Source organism: Collinsella sp. CM84Y_54 (assembly GCF_036317945.1).
Lineage (GTDB): Bacteria > Actinomycetota > Coriobacteriia > Coriobacteriales > Coriobacteriaceae > Collinsella.
Map to the genome: position 1 here is coordinate 80,878 of NZ_JAWQCX010000003.1, position 17,412 is coordinate 98,289.

A 17,412-nucleotide genomic window follows, 5' to 3' on the forward strand; every position below is an offset into this window, starting at 1 on the left:
TGCTGTTTAGATGTAAGGGCATGGCCGCAACGGTCCATGCCCTTTTGTTTCAAGACGCCGCCACCATGCTAAGGAGGCAACTATGACAACTTCGCCTTTGGCAAACCCCACGGCAACAAGGGAGCTGCTGGAGGAGTTTGGCCTTGCGACCAAGCATCGCCTGGGCCAGAACTTCCTGATCGACAACCATGTAATTGAGCGCATTTGCGAGCTTTCCGAGCTTGCGGGCGATGAGCGCGTGCTCGAGGTCGGTCCGGGCGTTGGTACGCTCACGCTTGCGCTGCTGCAGGAGGCGGCGTGCGTCACGTCGATCGAGGCCGACCCCGAGCTCGAGCCGGTGCTCGATGCCCATGCCGCTGACTACGCCAACTTCCGCTTTATCATGGGCGACGCGCTCAGGGTGACGCCGGAGCAGATTGAGCAGGTTGCGGGCGGTGAGCCGACGGTATTTGTCGCGAACCTGCCCTATAACGTGGCGGCGACGATCATCCTGCAGTTCTTCCAGACGATGCCCGCGCTCAAGCACGCCGTCGTCATGGTTCAAAAGGAGGTTGCCGATCGCATTGCCGCAGTGCCGGGCAATAAGACCTATGGCGGCTATACGGCAAAGCTCGGCCTGTATGCGCAGGTGACGGGTCGCTTTGAGGTGCCGCCGCGTTGCTTTATGCCGGCACCGCACGTGGACTCGGCCGTCGTGCGTATCGACCGTGTTGACGGCGTGGTGCCCGAAGGACTCGATCGCGAGTTTGTGGCCCGCGTGATTGACGCTGCGTTTGCTCAGCGTCGCAAGACCATCCGCAATTCCATGAGCGCCAACGGCTTTGCCAAGGACGTGCTCGATGCCGCCTTTGAGGCTTGCGGTATCTCACCCACCACGCGCGCCGAGACGCTCGATGTTGCTGACTTTGTCCGCCTGGCCCAGGAGCTAATCCATGACGCCTAATGCCGAACGCGTGACGTTTACCAAGAAAAAGAAGACGGTTGCCTGCCCCGTGCCCTTGGCACCGCTTGCCGACACGCATGCGCATCTGCTTTCGTTTTGGGGCAAAGAAGTGCCCGAGACGCTCGTGCGCGCGAAAGCCGCGGGCGTCGACCTGTTGGTGACGATGCTCGACCCCATCGCCGACAAGCGCAGCGTGACGGACTATAGCGACTGGCTGGTGCGCGAAATTCTACCGATGCGGGATATTCCGCAGATCAAGTATCTCGCTGGCGTTCATCCCTATGGCGCGCCGGATTATACCGACGACATTCACGCGCAGGTCGTTGCCGCGCTCGATAATCCTTTGTGCGCCGGTATCGGCGAGATCGGCCTGGACTACCACATGGATTACGATGACGACATCGCGCCGGCGCCCCATAGCGTGCAGATTGATTGCATGGCACGTCAGCTCGAAGTTGCCGTGCGCCGCAATGTGCCGGTGGAGCTGCACCTGCGGCACGAGGACTCGGATGGGGAGCGCACTTCGCACGTTGATGCGTACAACGTGCTGCGCGAGGTAGGTGTGCCTCAGGCCGGTTGCGTGCTGCACTGCTTTGGCGAAGATCGCGCCACAATGGAGCGCTTTGTGGGTTTGGGCTGCTATATCGCCTATGGCGGCGCGGCCACCTTTAAGCGCAACGACGACGTGCGCGAGGCATTTGCGGCAACCCCGCTCGATCGTATTTTGTTCGAGACGGATTGCCCGTATATGGCGCCGGAGCCCATTCGTGGTCTTGAGTGCGAGCCGGCAATGATTTCTATCACGGCAAACACGCTGGTCAATGACCGCGTCGATCGTACCGGCGAGGATGCTGAGACGATTGCGCAGGCCGCTTGGGAAAATGCTCGCAAACTTTTTCAAAAATAGTTCTTGCGTTCGCGATGGCGCTCCGTTATTCTAATTCCTGCACGCGGGCGTGGCGGAATTGGCAGACGCGTACGGTTCAGGTCCGTATGGGGGCAACCCCATGAAGGTTCAAGTCCTTTCGCCCGCACCATTGATTGAAAGAGCTCCCAGCAATGGGAGCTTTTTTGTTATGGGCCCATCGCAGGGACTTGAACCTGTGAAGGAGCGAGCGTAAAGAAAACGCGGAGCGTTTTTAGCGAGCTGGCGAGTCCGCCGGCAGGCGGCCGAAGCCGGTGCGTATCCGCGAAGCGGATACGCGGACGTCCTTTCGCCCGCACCATTAAATGAAAGAGCTCCCAGCAATGGGGGCTTTTTTGTTATGGGCCTCCTGTTGGTGTCACGTGGCTGCTTCCTGCGGGTATCCTAGTGCCAACGTGTACCTATCAGAGGAGAGACCATGCTGTTGTCCGGTATTATCGCTGCTCTTACGAGCCTTCTGCTTCCCATCATCATTTTGTTGCTACTGCTTCCCAACGCTTGCTATGTCGTTGAACAGCAGCATGCTGTAATCATCGAGCGCCTGGGCAAGTTCAACCGCATCGTCAACGCGGGCTTCCACATGAAGGTGCCCGTGATCGACCGCAAGGCCGCCACGGTGAGTCTGCGCACCATGAAAAACGGCTTCGGCATCGACGTTAAGACCCAGGACAACGTGACCATCGGCCTTGAGGTATCCGCTCAGTACCACGTGAGCTATGACATGGGCGCCGGCCCGGCAGATTCGGGCATCTACAAGAGCTACTACATGCTGCAGGAGCCCGTCGACCAGATGCGCGATTTCATCACCGATGCCCTGCGCTCTTCCATCCCTGTCTACACGCTCGATGAGGTCTTTGCCAAGAAGGATGACATCGCCAAGGACGTCAACGCCACCGTGTCCGGGCAGATGGCCGCCTACGGCTTCACCCTCGTGTCGACACTCATCACCAAGATCGCGCTGCCGACCGAGGTCGAGAACTCCATGAACGACATCAACGCCGCCCAGCGCAAGCGCGCTGCTGCGCAGGAGCTCGCCGAGGCCGACCGCATCAAGCGCGTCACCGAGGCGACCGCCGAGGCCGAGGCGATGGAAAAGGCGGGCGAAGGCATCGCCAACCAGCGCAAGGCCATCGCGCTGGGCATCAAGGATTCGCTCGAGATCATCCAGGAGACGGGTGTCGGCAACGACGAGGCCAACCAGTTGTTCATGTTTACGCAGTGGTCCGAGATGATGACGGAGTTTGCTCGTACGGGTAAAACCTCGACGGTCGTGCTGCCGAGCGATTTCTCGCAGTCGGCCTCGATGTTCGAGCAGATGCTGACCGCCGGCAAAGTTCAAAACGATTCGAAGGAGTAGACGCGCGTGAAATATACCGTCGTTTGCGTCGGTAAGCTCAAGGAGCGCTTTTGGAAGGACGCGTGTGCCGAGTACACCAAGCGCCTAGGTGCCTATGCCAAGGTGGATATCCGCGAGGTGGCCGATATCGACCCGGTTAAAGCGGGCGGCGTGGATGCCGCGCGCGACAAGGAGGGGGCGGCGATTCTTGCAACCCTGCCGCCTCGAGCGCATGTGATCTTGCTGGCCATTGAGGGCAAAGAGCGCTCGAGCGAGGAGCTTTCGGCGCGGCTTGATGATCTTATGCTACGTGGTAACAGCGACATCGCCTTTGTGATTGGCGGATCGGACGGCGTGAGCGATGATGTGCGCGCACGAGCCGACGAGATGCTCAGCTTTGGACGCATTACCTTGCCGCATAACTTGGCGCGCGTGGTGCTGCTGGAGCAAATCTACCGCGCCTGCAAGATCAGCCGTGGCGAGCCGTATCACAAATAGGTCGGCAATACGAAACAATGCCGTGGGACAATAGCCTTCGTTTTGAAGAGCGTGTCTGAGAGGACTATGAGATATGAAGATTGGATTTGTCGGTTTTGGCAATATGGCGAGCGCTATGGCTGATGGCTGGATCGCCGCCGGTGTGGCTGCGAGCGATATGTGCGCCTGCGCGGGCCGCTACGACGCCTTGGTTGAGCGCTGTGAGACGCGTGGGATGGTTGCCTGTCGTGACGCGGCGGAGGTTGTCGCCGCATCCGATATCGTGGTTGCTGCGGTCAAGCCGTACATGATCGAGAAGGTCTTCGCTCCGCTCAAGGACGTCCTAGCCGACAAGGTTGTCCTTTCGGTTGCCTGGACTTGGGATAGCGCCAAGTGGGAGCAGGTCCTGCCGGGTGTCGCACACATCTCGACGGTGCCCAACACGCCGGTTTCGGTGGGCGAGGGCGTCATCGCCTGCGAGAAGTCCTCTACGCTCAGCGACGAGCAGCGTGCTGTTGTGCTCGACCTGCTCGGTAAGCTTGGCACCGTCGTCGAGCTCGACACGAGCCTGCTGTTTGTGGGTGGTACCGTGGGCGGTTGCGCGCCGGCGTTTGTCGCCATGGCGATTGAGGCGCTGGGTGACGCGGCCGTCAAGCACGGTATTCCGCGTGCTGACGCCTATCGCATCGTGAGCCAGATGGTGCTGGGCACGGCAAAGCTGCAGCTGGCAACCGGCCAGCATCCCGCCGCAATGAAGGACGCCGTGTGCTCGCCCGGTGGTGCCACCATCAAGGGCGTCGTCGCGCTCGAGGATGCCGGCATGCGCAGCGCCCTGGTCAAGGCCATTGACGCCACCCTCCAGTAAAACCGACTAAAAAGGACATGTTTATTTTGGCAGGTTTTTCCTGCGGTTTTGTCCCTTTAGCAAAAAGCGCCCCGCAACCGGCTCGATTCCGGTTGCGGGGCGCCGGCGTTTGCCCAGATAAAACCGACCAAAATAAACCTGTCCCTTTTTGGCAGGTTAGTCCCAGAAGCTGTCTTCCTCGTCCTCGGACTTGGGTCCACGGTCGACGTACATCTTATGGGTGCGCTTCTCCATTACAAAGGCAAGAATCGCAAACAGCAGGATGCCGCCGGCGAAAAGGATGGCAAAACCGGTGCGGGTGCCAAACAAAAAGGAAAAAACTGCGTCCATTGGGTGCCTTCTTGCGTAGTTGAGTTGGGTCGTAAACGCTCATAAGTATATACTTGCCCATACATGTACAAGGTTGCAACCTAAATGGAATGTATATCGCCGGAGGATCTAATGCTTGATATCAAGTTTGTTCGCGAGAACCCCGATGCCATCGATACCGCCATGGCAAATCGCCAGACGTCTTGGGATCGCGAGAAGTTCTTTGAACTCGACGACGAGCGCCGTGCCGTCATCACCGAGGTCGAGGAGCTCCAGGCCACGCGTAACGCCGAGTCCAAGAAGATTGGCGCCCTGATGAAGGAGGGCAAGAAGGACGAGGCCGAGGCCGCCAAGGAGGCCGTGCGCGCCGTCAACGAGAAGATCGACGGTCTGGCCGAGCGCCGTACCGCTCTTGAGCAGGAGCAGTACGACTTCATGTCTCACCTGCCCAACATTCCGTGCGAGGCTACCCCGTACGGTAAGGACGAGGACGAGAACATCGAGCGTCGCCGCTGGGGCACCCCGCGCGAGTTCGACTTCGACTTTAAGCCGCACTGGGATCTGGGTACCGATTTGGACATCCTCGACTTCGAGCGTGGCAACAAGCTCTCCGGCAGCCGCTTCACTGTTCTCGGTGGCGCCGGCGCCCGCTTGGAGCGCGCCCTTATCAACTTCTTCCTGGACACGCACACGAGCCGTGGCTTCAAGGAGTGGTGGCCGCCCATCGTCGTCAAGCGTCAGACCATGTTTGGCACGGGTCAGCTGCCCAAGTTCGAGGACGACGCCTATCACGTCTCGGGCGATAACTTCCTGATTCCCACCGCCGAGGTCGTGCTTACCAACCTGCACGCCGGTGAGGTTCTCGACGCCGACACCCTGCCGCGCCGCTACACCGCCTTCACCCCCTGCTTCCGCGAGGAGGCCGGCTCCGCTGGTCGCGACACCCGCGGCATCATCCGCCAGCACGAGTTTGACAAGGTCGAGATGGTCAAGTTTGCCAAGCCGGAGGAGTCCGACGAGGAGCTTGAGAGCATGACCGCCGAGGCCGAGTTTCTGCTTCAGCAGCTGGGCCTTCCGTATCGCGTGATTAGCCTGTGCACCGGCGACCTGGGCTTCTCTGCCCGTCAGACCTACGACATCGAGGTCTGGCTGCCGAGCTACAACGCCTACAAGGAGATCAGCTCCTGCTCCAACTGCGGCGACTTCCAGGCCCGTCGCGCCAACATCAAGTATCGCGACCCCGAGAACTTCAAGGGCTCGCGCTACCTGCACACCCTCAACGGTTCCGGCCTGCCGGCTGGCCGCACCATGGCCGCCATCCTGGAGAACTACCAGAACGCCGACGGCACCATCACGATCCCTGAGGTTCTTCGTCCTTACATGGGCGGCCTCGAGAAGATCGAGCCGGTCGCGTAGGTTGCCTGCATAAGCGATTTGCGAGGGCGCTCCTTTTTGGGGCGCCCTTTTTGTGCGCAAAGCCTTACCATATCGTGCGGACAGCTCAATAGAAAACACACGAACAAACGTTCTGTATACAGCTAACTACCTGCTATGCTTTTGTTAAATAGAAGCGAGAGGAAGGGGATGCGATGGAGCTGTTTGATGAGCGGGTAGTTTTGTTTGAGAGCGATGAAGGTGGGGAGCACCTACTGGTTACGTGTGAGCCATCCGGTATGGGTGGTTTGGTGGTGCGGCAGACGAGCGAGGGTCCGTTAACCCAATGGTGCTTTGAGGAGTCGCTGCATGTAGTTGAGACCTTTGTGACGCACGAGGGGCTTGTGGCGCTTGAGCAGTTCTATGGAGTTGGGACTTCTAACCAGGTAGCGCGCATGCTGAGCATCTCGTTTGCCGATTATGACTGCGCCCAGCGGGTGCGTTCGCTTTTGAGGGAACTCGGTGCCGGGTTCGATGTGGTTGAAAAACCGATTGATCGCATTGGGGATGTTGGCGCATGCGGAGCTGCGTGAGGAGCATATTCTCGAAAAAAGTTTGAGATTGTGCTTGACTCCAACTAACTAAAGTGGTTTTATATGTTTTGCGCTGCGGCGTTACCTCAGCTGGATAGAGGGTCTGACTACGAATCAGAACGTCATAGGTTCGAATCCTATACGCCGCACCAATCGAATTTGAAGCCTCCGGCAACGGGGGCTTTTCTTTTATGGCAACACCGCATGGATTCGAACCTCGGTCGAGGCACGAACGGTTTAATCACTACTTCGTAAAATTTTTTCAAATTGTCGCTTGACCCATCGGGGGCTCGCGTGCATAATAAACCGTGCGTTGCGGCGTTACCTCAGCTGGATAGAGGGTCTGACTACGAATCAGAACGTCATAGGTTCGAATCCTATACGCCGCACCAATTGATCTTGAAGCTCCCGGCAACGGGGGCTTTTCTTATATCGCGATGCGTCGAAGATCGCGCCAAGTGTCCCAAATGAGTAAAAATCAAATTCAATAACTTTTTTTGAAAAAATGCTTGACCATTATTCAGTCCCTGTGCATAATAATCAACAAGTCGCGGCGTTACCTCAGCTGGATAGAGGGTCTGACTACGAATCAGAACGTCATAGGTTCGAATCCTATACGCCGCACCATTTGAACTTGAAGCCTCCGGCAACGGGGGCTTTTCTTTTACGCCGGCATCCCATGGATTCGAACCTCGGTCGAGGCGCGAGCGTGAAGCGGACGCGGAGCGTCCGTAGCGAGCGGGCGAGCACGCCGGCAGGCGGGCGAAGCCGGCGCGGATCCGCGAAGCGGATGCGCGGAATCCTATACGCCGCACCATTTGAACTTAAAGCCTCCGGCAACGGGGGCTTTTCTTTTACGCCGGCACTCGATATTTGATACGCGGCTGGAATCGTGCACCTCCGCCCGCGGGAGACTATTTCTTATCGACTCGTGTAAGATTCCGAGTAGGTGTCGCGGCCCATCCGCGACCACTCCTTCTCTAGACGACCGATCAGGGTGATATTTCGTGGCAGAGCGTCCGACATACAAGCTCAGGTTTCTCGACCCCAAAAAGCGTTTTCCATCGATGCCCGAGCAGCCCACGGGGCGCTCGTATGGTGTTGTCTGGAAAGTCTTTGGCGAGGATCCTAAAGAGTCGTGCTACGTCGTCGAATTCGTCGGCAAAAGCCACATATCGCTCTTGGGCTACGTGAGCGTGTCGGGCAAGGTTTATAAGGTTGACCGCCCTGTTCGGGAAGCACCGTTGCCCGAGGACCCCGACATGGAGCTGGTCCTTCACGAGTCCGATTCCAGTATTGGCGAGATTATGGTGAGGGAGGCCAACGGAGCAATGCGCGCGTGTGCGCGAACTGCCGGCTCTCCCGAAGGCCCCATGCGCGAGCAGTCCGACCTCGAGACATGGAATTCGACCCGCGCCCTTCCTTACGGCGAGTTTATGGCCTCGATGTTCTTGCGCTACGTGATATTTGCCAACTCCGAAAGCACTATTGCGAACACGTCGGGCGTCGACGGTCTCGATGCAGACATGCAAAACGTTGTCGACAAGATCAAACTCGTAAAGTTGCCCGAGCCGGTCGAGGTGTTTTTGGGCTTTGACACGGCGCCGCTCCCCGATGCTATCGAGACGCTGCTTTACCGTGTTGACCATGCCGAGAATCCGAGCGGTATCGAGCGTTATGCCGCCGCCCTGATGAGCGAGATCGACTTGCCCCGCCTGCGCACCATTGCTGCCAAGTCCGAAATGAGCCTAGCGCGCATCGACCGCTCAAAGCTTTTCTATCTCAATTTTGATCGTAGTCTGCTGGACCAGGACGAGATTGACATGCTGCTTGCCGTCGAGTGCCATCTCAACCGCCTCTCCGGCATCCTTGAGCGCATTGGGGCTGGATTGGTCCCCGCGGCATCCTCGCCGAGCCTTGAGGGCTGCGCACTCTTTGACGCGTGGCATATCGCCAAGACGACCAACGATGTTCCCCGACTGCTTGATACGGCCTCGAGCGACAACCCGTGGGGCAAACCGGGAACGGTGGCTTGCCAGCCGGGCGGTGAGTGGGACGTGCGCACCCGCTTCGCGCGTATCGTCGAGGCACTCAACGTGGTTGCACGGCTCGACTATACCTATCGGGCAAACGTTGCCGAGGGGATTATGCTCGTTCGGTTTGGGCACTCTGTCGTGGATGCCATGCCGCAACGTGAATACGACGCCCAGGATGACGTCTGGCGCGAGTTGGACGAGGACGCGCGTGCGATTTGGGCTGCGGAGCACGACGCGCGCGTGGCGCTTACGCTTGCGGCGGCGTGTTTTGCCGCAGGTGCCTGCATTGCGCGCTGCTATGTTCAGATTGCGGCTCCCGACGGCGAGCAGGGCGAGCGCGTCATTGCAACATATTCCTTTGGACGTGCGGCCTATCTGGCCAATTGCGTGCCTGTCGCCAAGGATCTTGAGAGCATGGATATGGACGATATGCCGTGCAAGCGCATGCTTGAGGCATATGAGTCGGACGCGCCGGATGCGATTGAGCCTGCGGAGGTTCACGCTCGCCCGCGTGACGACCACCGTTCGCTGCCGCCGGCGTTGCGCGACCTGCTGCTTGCCGATACGGCTGATGAGCTCGAGGTCATGGAGATGGACGATGACCCGTATGTGGCGCGCGTCGTTGAGTTGCGCGAGCAGGCCAAAGTTGACCGCATGGGTGCGTTTGAGGGTTTTTCCCGTCTTGTTGAGGAGCTGGAGGCAAAGTGCGCCGTCGCCGAGCTTTTGGCAACGGGTCCGGTTCAGACGCAGTTTTGCGACAACCAGCTGGTGCGTATGGTGCTGCCGGTAATGGAGGAAGATCGCTCGGTGCGCATCCTGCGCGCTCCCGACGCGCTCTACTTTGCTCAGCACGAGATCTGCAGTTATTACGCCGATCAGGAGGATTTTGAACGGGCATTGCCCGAGGTGCGTCGTCTTTACGATCTGGCTCGCTCGTCCATGCAATCGCACTTTGCGCTCATCAACGTGTTGGCGCGCCTGGAACGCTTTGACGAGATTATCGAGGTGGCGCGCCACGGCCTGCGCATTGCCAGCGACCGTTCCGCAATCGGTTATCTGTTCTATCGCTTGGCGTTTGCCTATTGGAACTGCGACCAGCTCGAGCTCGCGCTGGCATGCTACCGCCTGGTACCGCGCGGCGAGGAGTCGGGTAGCAACGCACTGGAGGAAATGCAGGGCCTTATGAATGAGATGGGTGTCAATGAGCCTCCGACGTTTGAGGAGGCCGTCGAGACCATCCGCAAGGCTGGGCTTGAATTGCCTCCCGTGTCCGCCGTGGCCAACCAGCTGGCGGATGCTGCCGTGCAGTTGGTCGATAGCGGCTTCTTTTTCCTGGCGCGCGTCTGCATCTTCCAAATGTGGCGCACCATGGGCAACGATGAGCTCGGCTCCCTCAATCGCTCGCTGGGGTAGGGGCGAAAACTGCAAGGAGGAAAGGCCGCTAGGCAATTAGAAAATTCCCTCTTGCTCAACTTCGGCTGTTTGGTTACTATAGAACGGCTGTTACGGAGAGCTGACCGAGAGGCCGAAGGTGCTCGCCTGCTAAGCGAGTATGCCCCAAAAGGGCATCTGGGGTTCGAATCCCCAGCTCTCCGCCAGTATGAATTTGTAGAAGGGTCCCATTTGGGGCCCTTTTTTATTATCAAGAATGGCGGCTGGGGATTCGAACCCTCAAAAAGGAGGCATCCTTTCGGACGTCTCCTTTCAGCGAGCGTATTGTTCTTCGATCCTACACCTCGGGTGCCTTGGCTACGGTTTCGCTTTCTGCCGCAAGCGGACGGTTTTCGATGCGACGACTCAGGCGGTCGAGCTTCACAAGAAGCCATTCAATGGGATTCGGCCCCGAGCCTTCCTCATCGGCAACCAAATCCGTGACAACGACCTTGATGCCGTCTTGTTTGAGCGTGAGGCTACCTACTTTGTCGCCCACATGCACCGTGCCCGAAAGGTCATCGTAGGCAACCTTTTCGGTTACTTCTCCGGCAAGCGAAAAGATGGTCGCCTGAGCTGCGGGATCGGCGAGTGTGGCGTCGATCGTCTTGTCCGTCCAGTCGGTCTGGCTTATGCGCGCGATGAGCGGATTGCCGTTGGCGGTCTTTTCCTGCGTGTTGGCGATCGCAACCGTCACCTTGTGGCCGTAGTACCAGTTGGCAAGGGCGGCCGTGTCGGCAAAGCGCTGGTCGTTGGTGCTGGAGTTCAAAACGACGGTATAGGTCTCGTCGCCATCGCGGTCGTAGGCTGCCGTAAAGCAGTAGCCGGCATCGTCGGTAGTGCCGGTCTTGCCGCCGATATTGCCGTCCTGCCCCAGCAGCTCGTTGTGCGTATCCATTGAATGTGAGTGGTCGGAGCCATCGGCGCCTGTAACCTCAATCCAGGAATCATCGCTCGCCACGATCTCGCGGAACGCATCGCTCTTCATTGCTTCCTGCATCATCAGGGCCGCATCGTGCGCGGTCGAGTGCATGTCGCCGGCCCACTCATCAAAGTCCAGACCGTGCGGATTCTCAAAAAGCGTTCCCGTGCAGCCGAGCTCTTTAGCGCGCTCGTTCATGGCCTTGACAAACGTGGCCTCAGCATCTTTGGTCTTGGGGCCGATCTTTTTGCCCACATGCTCGGCAAGCACGATGGCGGCGTCATTGCCCGAGGGAATCATCAGACCGCGCAGGGCCTGTTCCACTGTGAGCTCGTCGCCTTCGAGCAGGCCGGCGGTCGAATTGCCCACGGTTGCCGCGGCGCTGCTCACCGTGACCTTCTCGTCCATCTTGCAGTTCTCGATGGTCAAGATTGCGGTCATGACCTTGGTGATTGAGGCGATCTTGACCTGCTCGTCGGCACTGCGGGCGTAATAGATGGAACCGTCCTTACTCATGACGATGGCGTTGGTCGCATCGATATCGGGCAGATTATCGGCCGTGATGCCGCGGGCGTCGGCGGTCTTACCGCAAACGATATCGGTCGTAAGCACCTGGGCATTGGCGATAGACGGCGCACCGGCAGCAAGGGCGAGAGCGCAGGCAATGCCGGTGGTCAGTTGCGCGGAGCGCTTTACAAGAGAACTAAGGGTCTTCACAGATTTCGCTTTCGACGGGATGGTCTCTTTAGAGTTCAAAGTATATCGTTTACCGGCGCGGACAATCAGTGCGCGGGCGTGCGCGGCCCATGTCTGCGCCCGAACGGACATATAGGTGCTTAAGGTCGACTTAATCGCCCGCGCTTGTTGTGTGTGGCGCACACTGCCTCGGGCATAATGGAGCGCGAGAGGAGCACGCATGAACGAGCGCATTTTGGTAGTTGATGATGAGAAGGCCATCGCCGACCTGGTCGGTATCTACCTTACAAAAGAGGGCTTTGATGTTCAGATTGCCTATAGCGGAGCAGATGCCGCCAAGGCGATTTTGGAGCAGGAGTTCGATCTGGCGCTACTGGACGTCATGCTGCCCGATATTGACGGCTTTGAGTTGCTGCGCACCATCCGCGCTGGCCATACCTATCCCGTTATTATGCTGACGGCGCGCGATGCCCAGCAGGATAAGATCGAGGGCCTCTCGCTGGGCGCAGACGATTACGTGGTCAAGCCGTTCCGTCCGCTGGAGCTCATAGCGCGCGTTCATGCTCAACTCCGTCGTTATACCAGCTACGGCAGCCGCGCACAGGCGGTTGAGTCGCCGACCATCCAGCTCGACGGCCTCGAGATCAACCGCGACGCTCGTTGTGTGACGGTGGACGGCGCACGGGTGCGCCTCACGCCCATCGAGTATTCCATCTTGCTGTATCTGGTCGAGCATCGTGGCAGCGTGGTGGCCGTGGGGGACCTGTTCCGCGCGGTGTGGAACGAGGACTTTATGCCCGGCTCCAACAATACGGTGATGGTGCACATCCGCCATCTGCGCGAAAAGATCGGCGACGATGCTCAAAAACCGCGCTTTATCAAAAACGTCTGGGGCGTCGGCTACATAATCGAATAACGCCTTTGATGGTGGGGAAGTGGATATGACAAAAGACGATAGGCGGGTATTCGAGGTGCCCGATCGACTCTTTGAATACACAAGGGCGGTCGTCGACAACCGCGCACTTGCGACGGTGCTGCTCTTTTTGCTGAGTCTGCTACTCATTGGCATTGACAATATCGTTGGCATCCTGGCAGTTCTGCTCATTGGCTTCTTGCTGATCGATCGATTTGAAATCGTTCGCCGCTGCGTGGTAATTGGCGGTGCCGCGTGGACAATTATGCTGGCAATCGGGGCCATGGCGCTTGGCGATATTGGCGAGCCCGTGTTCTTTGATGCCGCCTTTGTGTTCAACATGCTCGGCTTTGTGCTGGCGCTTGCCGTGTGCGTTCTGTTCTTTTGCGGACGCGCCCTGTATTACCAGGGTTATGAGCAGGGCGAGCAGCATGCCGACCGCGTAATCGCCGCTCGTATTCGGGACCGTCTGATCGACAACCCCGACACGTGGGATACCATCGACGGCGATTTTCTCGAGGTCGAGGGCGCGCTCAATCGGGCACGCGATTGCGAGCGTAAGGTTCAACAGGCCCTGCGTGACGAATCGCATCGCAAAGATGACCTGGTTACGTACCTGGCGCACGACCTGCGCACGCCGCTTGCCAGCGTGGTGGGTTATCTTTCGCTCCTGCAGGAGGCTCCCGATTTGCCACTTGAGCAGCGCGCACGCTTTACGGGCGTGGCACTCGACAAGGCCCACCGGCTCGACGCTCTCATCGAGGAGTTCTTTGACATCACGCGTTTCGATTTCCATGATATCGTGCTTACCCGCGCCTACGTCGATTTGGGGCTATTGCTGGCGCAGGTGGCCGATGAGTTCTATCCCATTCTCAACGAGCAGCACAAGGAAGCCCAGGTTGATATCTGCGAGGACCTGACGGTACTCGTGGACGGCGACAAGATGGCTCGCGTATTCAATAACATCATGAAAAACGCCGTTGCCTATAGCTATGAAGGCTCGATTATCACGATCGAGGCCAGGTGTTTGGGTGACGGTGGCGTACGCGTACGATTTGTAAACCAGGGCGATCCGATCCCTGAGCCAAAGCTCAAGGTGATCTTTGAGAAGTTCTATCGCCTGGATGCAGCGCGTGCGACCAATCGCGGCGGTGCTGGGCTGGGGCTTGCCATCGCCAAGGAGATTGTATGCGCGCATGGCGGCACCATCGCGTGCGAATCGACGCCCGAGCATACCGTCTTTACCATCGAGCTGCCCGCCGCGTAGCGTAGGCGCCTTTACAAACACCTAACAATGCGCTCACGTGCGTATGAGTCGCGATTTCTACTATCGATACTGCTGGATTGATATCGATGTGGAGGTATACGGTATGACGGCTGCTGCGGCTATGGAGCCCACGGAGCTCGAGGAGCTAATGGAGGCGCAAGCCGAGGCTGCGCACGAGCGCGAAGTCGGGGATGCGACTCGCCCCACGGCGCAGGATCTTGCCGCCTCGCCGACACGCATCGACGTCGAGGGCCTCGACCTGTTCTATGGCGACCATCACGCGCTCAAGGACGTGTCCATCAAGATCCGCGACAAGCAGATTACCTCGTTTATCGGTCCTTCGGGCTGCGGCAAGTCAACGCTGCTGCGTTGCTTTAACCGCATGAACGACGGCATCAAGGACTGCCGCATCGAGGGCAAGATCGCGCTCGACGGCCAGGATATCCTGGGCGACTACGACATCTGCCGCCTGCGTCAGCGTGTGGGCATGGTGTTCCAGCGCCCTAACCCGTTTCCCATGAGCATCTACGACAACGTCGCGTATGGCCCGCGCGGCATGGGTGTGCGCGACCGCGCCGTGCTGGATGAGCTGGTCGAGGACTCTCTTCGTCGCGCTGCGCTATGGGACGAGGTCAAGGACAAACTCAAGGAGTCGGGGCTGGGCCTTTCGGGCGGGCAGCAGCAGCGCCTGTGCATCGCCCGCGCGCTTGCCGTGCAACCCGATATTCTTCTGATGGACGAGCCCACGAGCGCTCTCGATCCCGTGTCGACGCTGGTGGTTGAGCAGCTGGCCTGCGAGCTCAAGGAGACCTGCACGCTCGTGGTCGTTACGCACAATATGCAGCAGGCGGCGCGTATCTCCGACTCGGTCGCGTTTTTCTTGCTGGGTGAGTTGGTAGAGCACGCGCCCACCGCTCAGCTCTTCAAAAAACCCACCGACCCGCGCACGGCGGATTATTTGACGGGACGTTTTGGCTGATACCATCTAGTAAAGGTACCTTTAGGGTTAAGATGCGGTCATGCCGGCCGCAAAGGGGTTCAACATGATCTATTACGTCGAGGACGATGACAACATCAGGGATTTGACGGTCTATGCGCTGCGCAAGCAGGGAATCGAGGCCGAGGGCTTTTCGTGCGATGGCGAGTTTAAGGCCGCCGTGGCGCGACGGGTACCCGATGCTGTTCTGCTCGACATCATGCTGCCCGATACCGATGGTTTGGCAATTATGCGTCGCCTGCGCGCCGATCGTCTGACGGCGACGGTGCCCATCATGATGCTCACTGCCAAGGATACCGAGCTCGATAAGGTGATGGCGCTCGATGGCGGTGCCGACGATTATCTGACCAAGCCGTTTTCGCTCATGGAGCTTGCCAGCCGTTGCCGTGCGCTGCTGCGCCGCGGCGGTATGGTCAAACAGGCGAGCGATGTGCTCAGCGTGGGCGATATCGTGCTTTCGCCCAGCCATCGCGAGGTGACCGTTGCCGGCGAGCCGCTCAAACTCACCTTGCGCGAGTTCGATTTGCTCGAATATCTTATGCGCAAGCCCGGCGTGGTCTTTACTCGCGAGTCGCTGCTGCAGAGCGTGTGGGGTTGGGACTTCGATGGTGGCTCGCGTACCGTCGACGTTCACGTGCAGACGCTTCGCCAAAAGCTCGGCGAGCGTGCCAGCGCTATCGAGACGGTGCGCGGCGTGGGTTATCGTCTGGCCGAGCCTTCCGCCGGTAGCGATGTCGAAGATGCCGGCATTGCAGACGCCGCAACGGAGGAGTAATCCGTGGTCTTTGCCCCTCAGGGAAAACACACGCTCTCGCATCGCGTGTTTGCGACGATATTTGTCTGCGCTATGTCCGTCATTTTGGCGTTTACAGTGCTGGGCGCGTTCTTTGTGCAAAACACCCTGGCAGATGCCACGAGTGCCAACCTTTCGCAAGAAACCGAGCTTATTGCCGCCGCCTTAAACGAGCAGAAGGAACCCATCGCATTCTTGCGAAGCCTCGATCGCGAGGACCTTCGTATCACGCTGATCAATAGGGATGGATCGGTCGCCTACGATAACGAGGCGTCTCCTTCCATGCTGCCCAACCATGGCGATCGCCCCGAGGTCGTTGAGGCCCTTGAGAGCGGTTCGGGCTCCGCGGAGCGCTCGAGCACCACGCTCGACGAGATTATGCTATATCGCGCCGTCGCCCTTGATAACGGTCAGGTTGTTCGTTTGGCACAGGCCCAGCCTGGCGTCGCGGCGATTTTGCTTTCGCTGGTGGCGCCGATGCTGCTTATTGCAGCGGCGGGCGCGGTGCTCTCGTTTTTCCTTGCGCGCCGCGAATCCCGTGCCATCATTGCGCCGCTGCAGGAGGTCGATTTGGACCACCCGCGCCGTAGCTATGAACATGCCTACACCGAGATGGTTCCCATGCTCGAGCGCATTGAGTCGCAGCGCCAGGAGCTTAAACGCCAGATGGCTGTGCTGGCCGATAATGACCGCATGCGTCGCGAGTTTACGGCCAATATCACTCATGAGCTCAAGACCCCGCTTACCGCGATTTCGGGCTATGCCGAGCTTATTGCAAACGGTATGGTTGAAGGCGAGGACGACCTGCGCAACTTTGGCGGCCGCATCTACCGCGAGGCAGGACGCCTGGCAGCGCTCGTCAACGACATCCTCACGCTTTCCAACTTGGATGAGGCGGAGCGAGCATCCGAGGGCGAGGCGGTGCCTATTGGGTCCACGGAGCCCATCGAGCTATCTCGCGCCATTTTGACGGTGGAACAGCGTCTTGAGCAGGTTGCCCGGCAGTCGAATGTGACCATTGGGCACGAGACGAAGCCCGTGGTGATCGAAGGCGTATCGCGTCTGATCGACGAACTGATCTATAACCTGGCAAGCAACGCCATTCGCTACAACCGATCTGGCGGTACGGTCATGCTGCGTTGTGGAACCCACGACGACGGGCGCCCGTATCTGTCGGTTGCCGATACGGGTATTGGCATTGCGCCCGAGGAGCAGGGTAAAGTGTTCGAACGTTTTTACCGCGTGGACAAGAGTCGTTCTAAGGCGCGTGGCGGAACCGGCCTGGGCTTGGCGATCGTCAAGCACGCCGCTCTGTACCATCACGCCGCGATTGACCTGTCGAGTGAACCGGGCGTGGGGACCACCGTTACGGTAACGTTTCCCGTGCAATAAGAGGGACCGTTCGCGTAGCGATATGGCAAAAACCGAGGATTAGACGATTTACCCGCGCCTCCGCTGCCGCGTTAGTCGTTGCGCAACTTACACACGGACGCTGTATCTTATGTATAGAGTTCGGACATGGCAGAAAGATACGA

15 protein-coding genes and 5 tRNA genes are annotated in these 17,412 nt (G+C 58.9%); 18 read left to right on the top strand and 2 right to left on the bottom strand.

Features of this window, described 5'->3' with window-relative positions:
- Positions 1–82: 82 nt before the first annotated feature.
- The 6 genes from rsmA (at position 83) to proC (ending at position 4,546) form a co-directional block, all read left to right on the top strand.
- A complete protein-coding gene (rsmA, locus tag V2391_RS05590; RefSeq protein WP_329738534.1) occupies positions 83–943 on the top strand; it encodes a 16S rRNA (adenine(1518)-N(6)/adenine(1519)-N(6))-dimethyltransferase RsmA in 861 nt (286 codons plus the stop codon).
- Entirely contained in the window at positions 933–1,850 is a 918-nt protein-coding gene (locus V2391_RS05595) for a TatD family hydrolase (RefSeq protein ID WP_329738535.1), read from the top strand. Before rsmA ends, V2391_RS05595 begins: the two co-directional genes overlap by 11 nt.
- Positions 1,851–1,893: 43 nt before the next feature.
- Positions 1,894–1,980 (top strand) — tRNA-Leu (locus tag V2391_RS05600).
- A 306-nt stretch (positions 1,981–2,286) separates the two neighbouring features.
- Positions 2,287–3,225, top strand: a complete 939-nt coding sequence (locus V2391_RS05605; RefSeq protein WP_329738536.1) for an SPFH domain-containing protein — start codon at positions 2,287–2,289, stop codon at positions 3,223–3,225.
- Between the two features lie 6 nt (positions 3,226–3,231).
- Entirely contained in the window at positions 3,232–3,702 is a 471-nt protein-coding gene (gene rlmH, locus V2391_RS05610) for a 23S rRNA (pseudouridine(1915)-N(3))-methyltransferase RlmH (protein ID WP_329738537.1), read from the top strand.
- A 73-nt stretch (positions 3,703–3,775) separates the two neighbouring features.
- On the top strand, positions 3,776–4,546 hold the full coding sequence (proC, locus tag V2391_RS05615; protein ID WP_329738538.1) for a pyrroline-5-carboxylate reductase: 771 nt from the start codon (positions 3,776–3,778) through the stop codon (positions 4,544–4,546).
- Between the two features lie 156 nt (positions 4,547–4,702).
- On the opposite strand, the gene V2391_RS05620 is transcribed toward proC, so the two are convergent.
- Positions 4,703–4,876, bottom strand: a complete 174-nt coding sequence (locus tag V2391_RS05620; RefSeq protein ID WP_006235069.1) for a DUF6724 family protein — start codon at positions 4,874–4,876, stop codon at positions 4,703–4,705.
- Positions 4,877–4,987: 111 nt separating this feature from the next.
- Between V2391_RS05620 and serS the strand changes: the two genes are divergently transcribed.
- The 7 genes from serS (at position 4,988) to V2391_RS05655 (ending at position 10,456) form a co-directional block, all read left to right on the top strand.
- On the top strand, positions 4,988–6,271 hold the full coding sequence (gene serS / locus V2391_RS05625; protein ID WP_195568363.1) for a serine--tRNA ligase: 1,284 nt from the start codon (positions 4,988–4,990) through the stop codon (positions 6,269–6,271).
- A 173-nt stretch (positions 6,272–6,444) separates the two neighbouring features.
- Entirely contained in the window at positions 6,445–6,822 is a 378-nt protein-coding gene (locus V2391_RS05630) for a hypothetical protein (protein ID WP_195624895.1), read from the top strand.
- 75 nt (positions 6,823–6,897) lie between these two features.
- A tRNA-Arg gene (locus V2391_RS05635) sits at positions 6,898–6,974 on the top strand.
- 163 nt (positions 6,975–7,137) lie between these two features.
- Positions 7,138–7,214 (top strand) — tRNA-Arg (locus tag V2391_RS05640).
- Positions 7,215–7,372: 158 nt separating this feature from the next.
- Positions 7,373–7,449: transfer RNA gene (locus tag V2391_RS05645), tRNA-Arg, on the top strand.
- A gap of 380 nt (positions 7,450–7,829) precedes the next feature.
- On the top strand, positions 7,830–10,271 hold the full coding sequence (locus V2391_RS05650) for a tetratricopeptide repeat protein (RefSeq protein WP_329738539.1): 2,442 nt from the start codon (positions 7,830–7,832) through the stop codon (positions 10,269–10,271).
- 94 nt (positions 10,272–10,365) lie between these two features.
- A tRNA-Ser gene (locus V2391_RS05655) sits at positions 10,366–10,456 on the top strand.
- Between the two features lie 131 nt (positions 10,457–10,587).
- On the opposite strand, the gene V2391_RS05660 is transcribed toward V2391_RS05655, so the two are convergent.
- Complete coding sequence (locus tag V2391_RS05660) at positions 10,588–11,928, bottom strand: D-alanyl-D-alanine carboxypeptidase family protein (protein ID WP_329738540.1); 1,341 nt, start codon at positions 11,926–11,928, stop codon at positions 10,588–10,590.
- A gap of 199 nt (positions 11,929–12,127) precedes the next feature.
- Between V2391_RS05660 and V2391_RS05665 the strand changes: the two genes are divergently transcribed.
- The 5 genes from V2391_RS05665 to V2391_RS05685 all read left to right on the top strand — a co-directional run bounded on the left by V2391_RS05665 (position 12,128) and on the right by V2391_RS05685 (position 17,269).
- Complete coding sequence (locus tag V2391_RS05665) at positions 12,128–12,823, top strand: response regulator transcription factor (RefSeq protein WP_329738541.1); 696 nt, start codon at positions 12,128–12,130, stop codon at positions 12,821–12,823.
- Positions 12,824–12,848: 25 nt separating this feature from the next.
- Positions 12,849–14,087: a sensor histidine kinase gene (locus tag V2391_RS05670; protein WP_329738542.1), complete on the top strand. Its 1,239-nt coding sequence runs from the start codon at positions 12,849–12,851 to the stop codon at positions 14,085–14,087.
- A 103-nt stretch (positions 14,088–14,190) separates the two neighbouring features.
- Positions 14,191–15,066 (top strand): phosphate ABC transporter ATP-binding protein PstB, encoded by an 876-nt coding sequence (gene pstB, locus V2391_RS05675; RefSeq protein WP_329738764.1) that lies wholly within the window; start codon positions 14,191–14,193, stop codon positions 15,064–15,066.
- Between the two features lie 64 nt (positions 15,067–15,130).
- Positions 15,131–15,859, top strand: a complete 729-nt coding sequence (locus V2391_RS05680) for a response regulator transcription factor (RefSeq protein WP_329738543.1) — start codon at positions 15,131–15,133, stop codon at positions 15,857–15,859.
- Between the two features lie 3 nt (positions 15,860–15,862).
- Positions 15,863–17,269 (top strand): sensor histidine kinase, encoded by a 1,407-nt coding sequence (locus tag V2391_RS05685; protein WP_329738544.1) that lies wholly within the window; start codon positions 15,863–15,865, stop codon positions 17,267–17,269.
- Positions 17,270–17,412: the final 143 nt, after the last annotated feature.

Coding starts and splice junctions, on each gene's coding strand:
- rsmA (WP_329738534.1), top strand. CDS start 83: ATGACAACTTCGCCTTTGGCAAACCCCACGGCAACAAGGGAGCTGCTG.
- V2391_RS05595 (WP_329738535.1), top strand. CDS start 933: ATGACGCCTAATGCCGAACGCGTGACGTTTACCAAGAAAAAGAAGACG.
- V2391_RS05605 (WP_329738536.1), top strand. CDS start 2,287: ATGCTGTTGTCCGGTATTATCGCTGCTCTTACGAGCCTTCTGCTTCCC.
- proC (WP_329738538.1), top strand. CDS start 3,776: ATGAAGATTGGATTTGTCGGTTTTGGCAATATGGCGAGCGCTATGGCT.
- V2391_RS05620 (WP_006235069.1), bottom strand. CDS start 4,876: ATGGACGCAGTTTTTTCCTTTTTGTTTGGCACCCGCACCGGTTTTGCC.
- serS (WP_195568363.1), top strand. CDS start 4,988: ATGCTTGATATCAAGTTTGTTCGCGAGAACCCCGATGCCATCGATACC.
- V2391_RS05630 (WP_195624895.1), top strand. CDS start 6,445: ATGGAGCTGTTTGATGAGCGGGTAGTTTTGTTTGAGAGCGATGAAGGT.
- V2391_RS05665 (WP_329738541.1), top strand. CDS start 12,128: ATGAACGAGCGCATTTTGGTAGTTGATGATGAGAAGGCCATCGCCGAC.
- V2391_RS05670 (WP_329738542.1), top strand. CDS start 12,849: ATGACAAAAGACGATAGGCGGGTATTCGAGGTGCCCGATCGACTCTTT.
- pstB (WP_329738764.1), top strand. CDS start 14,191: ATGACGGCTGCTGCGGCTATGGAGCCCACGGAGCTCGAGGAGCTAATG.
- V2391_RS05680 (WP_329738543.1), top strand. CDS start 15,131: ATGATCTATTACGTCGAGGACGATGACAACATCAGGGATTTGACGGTC.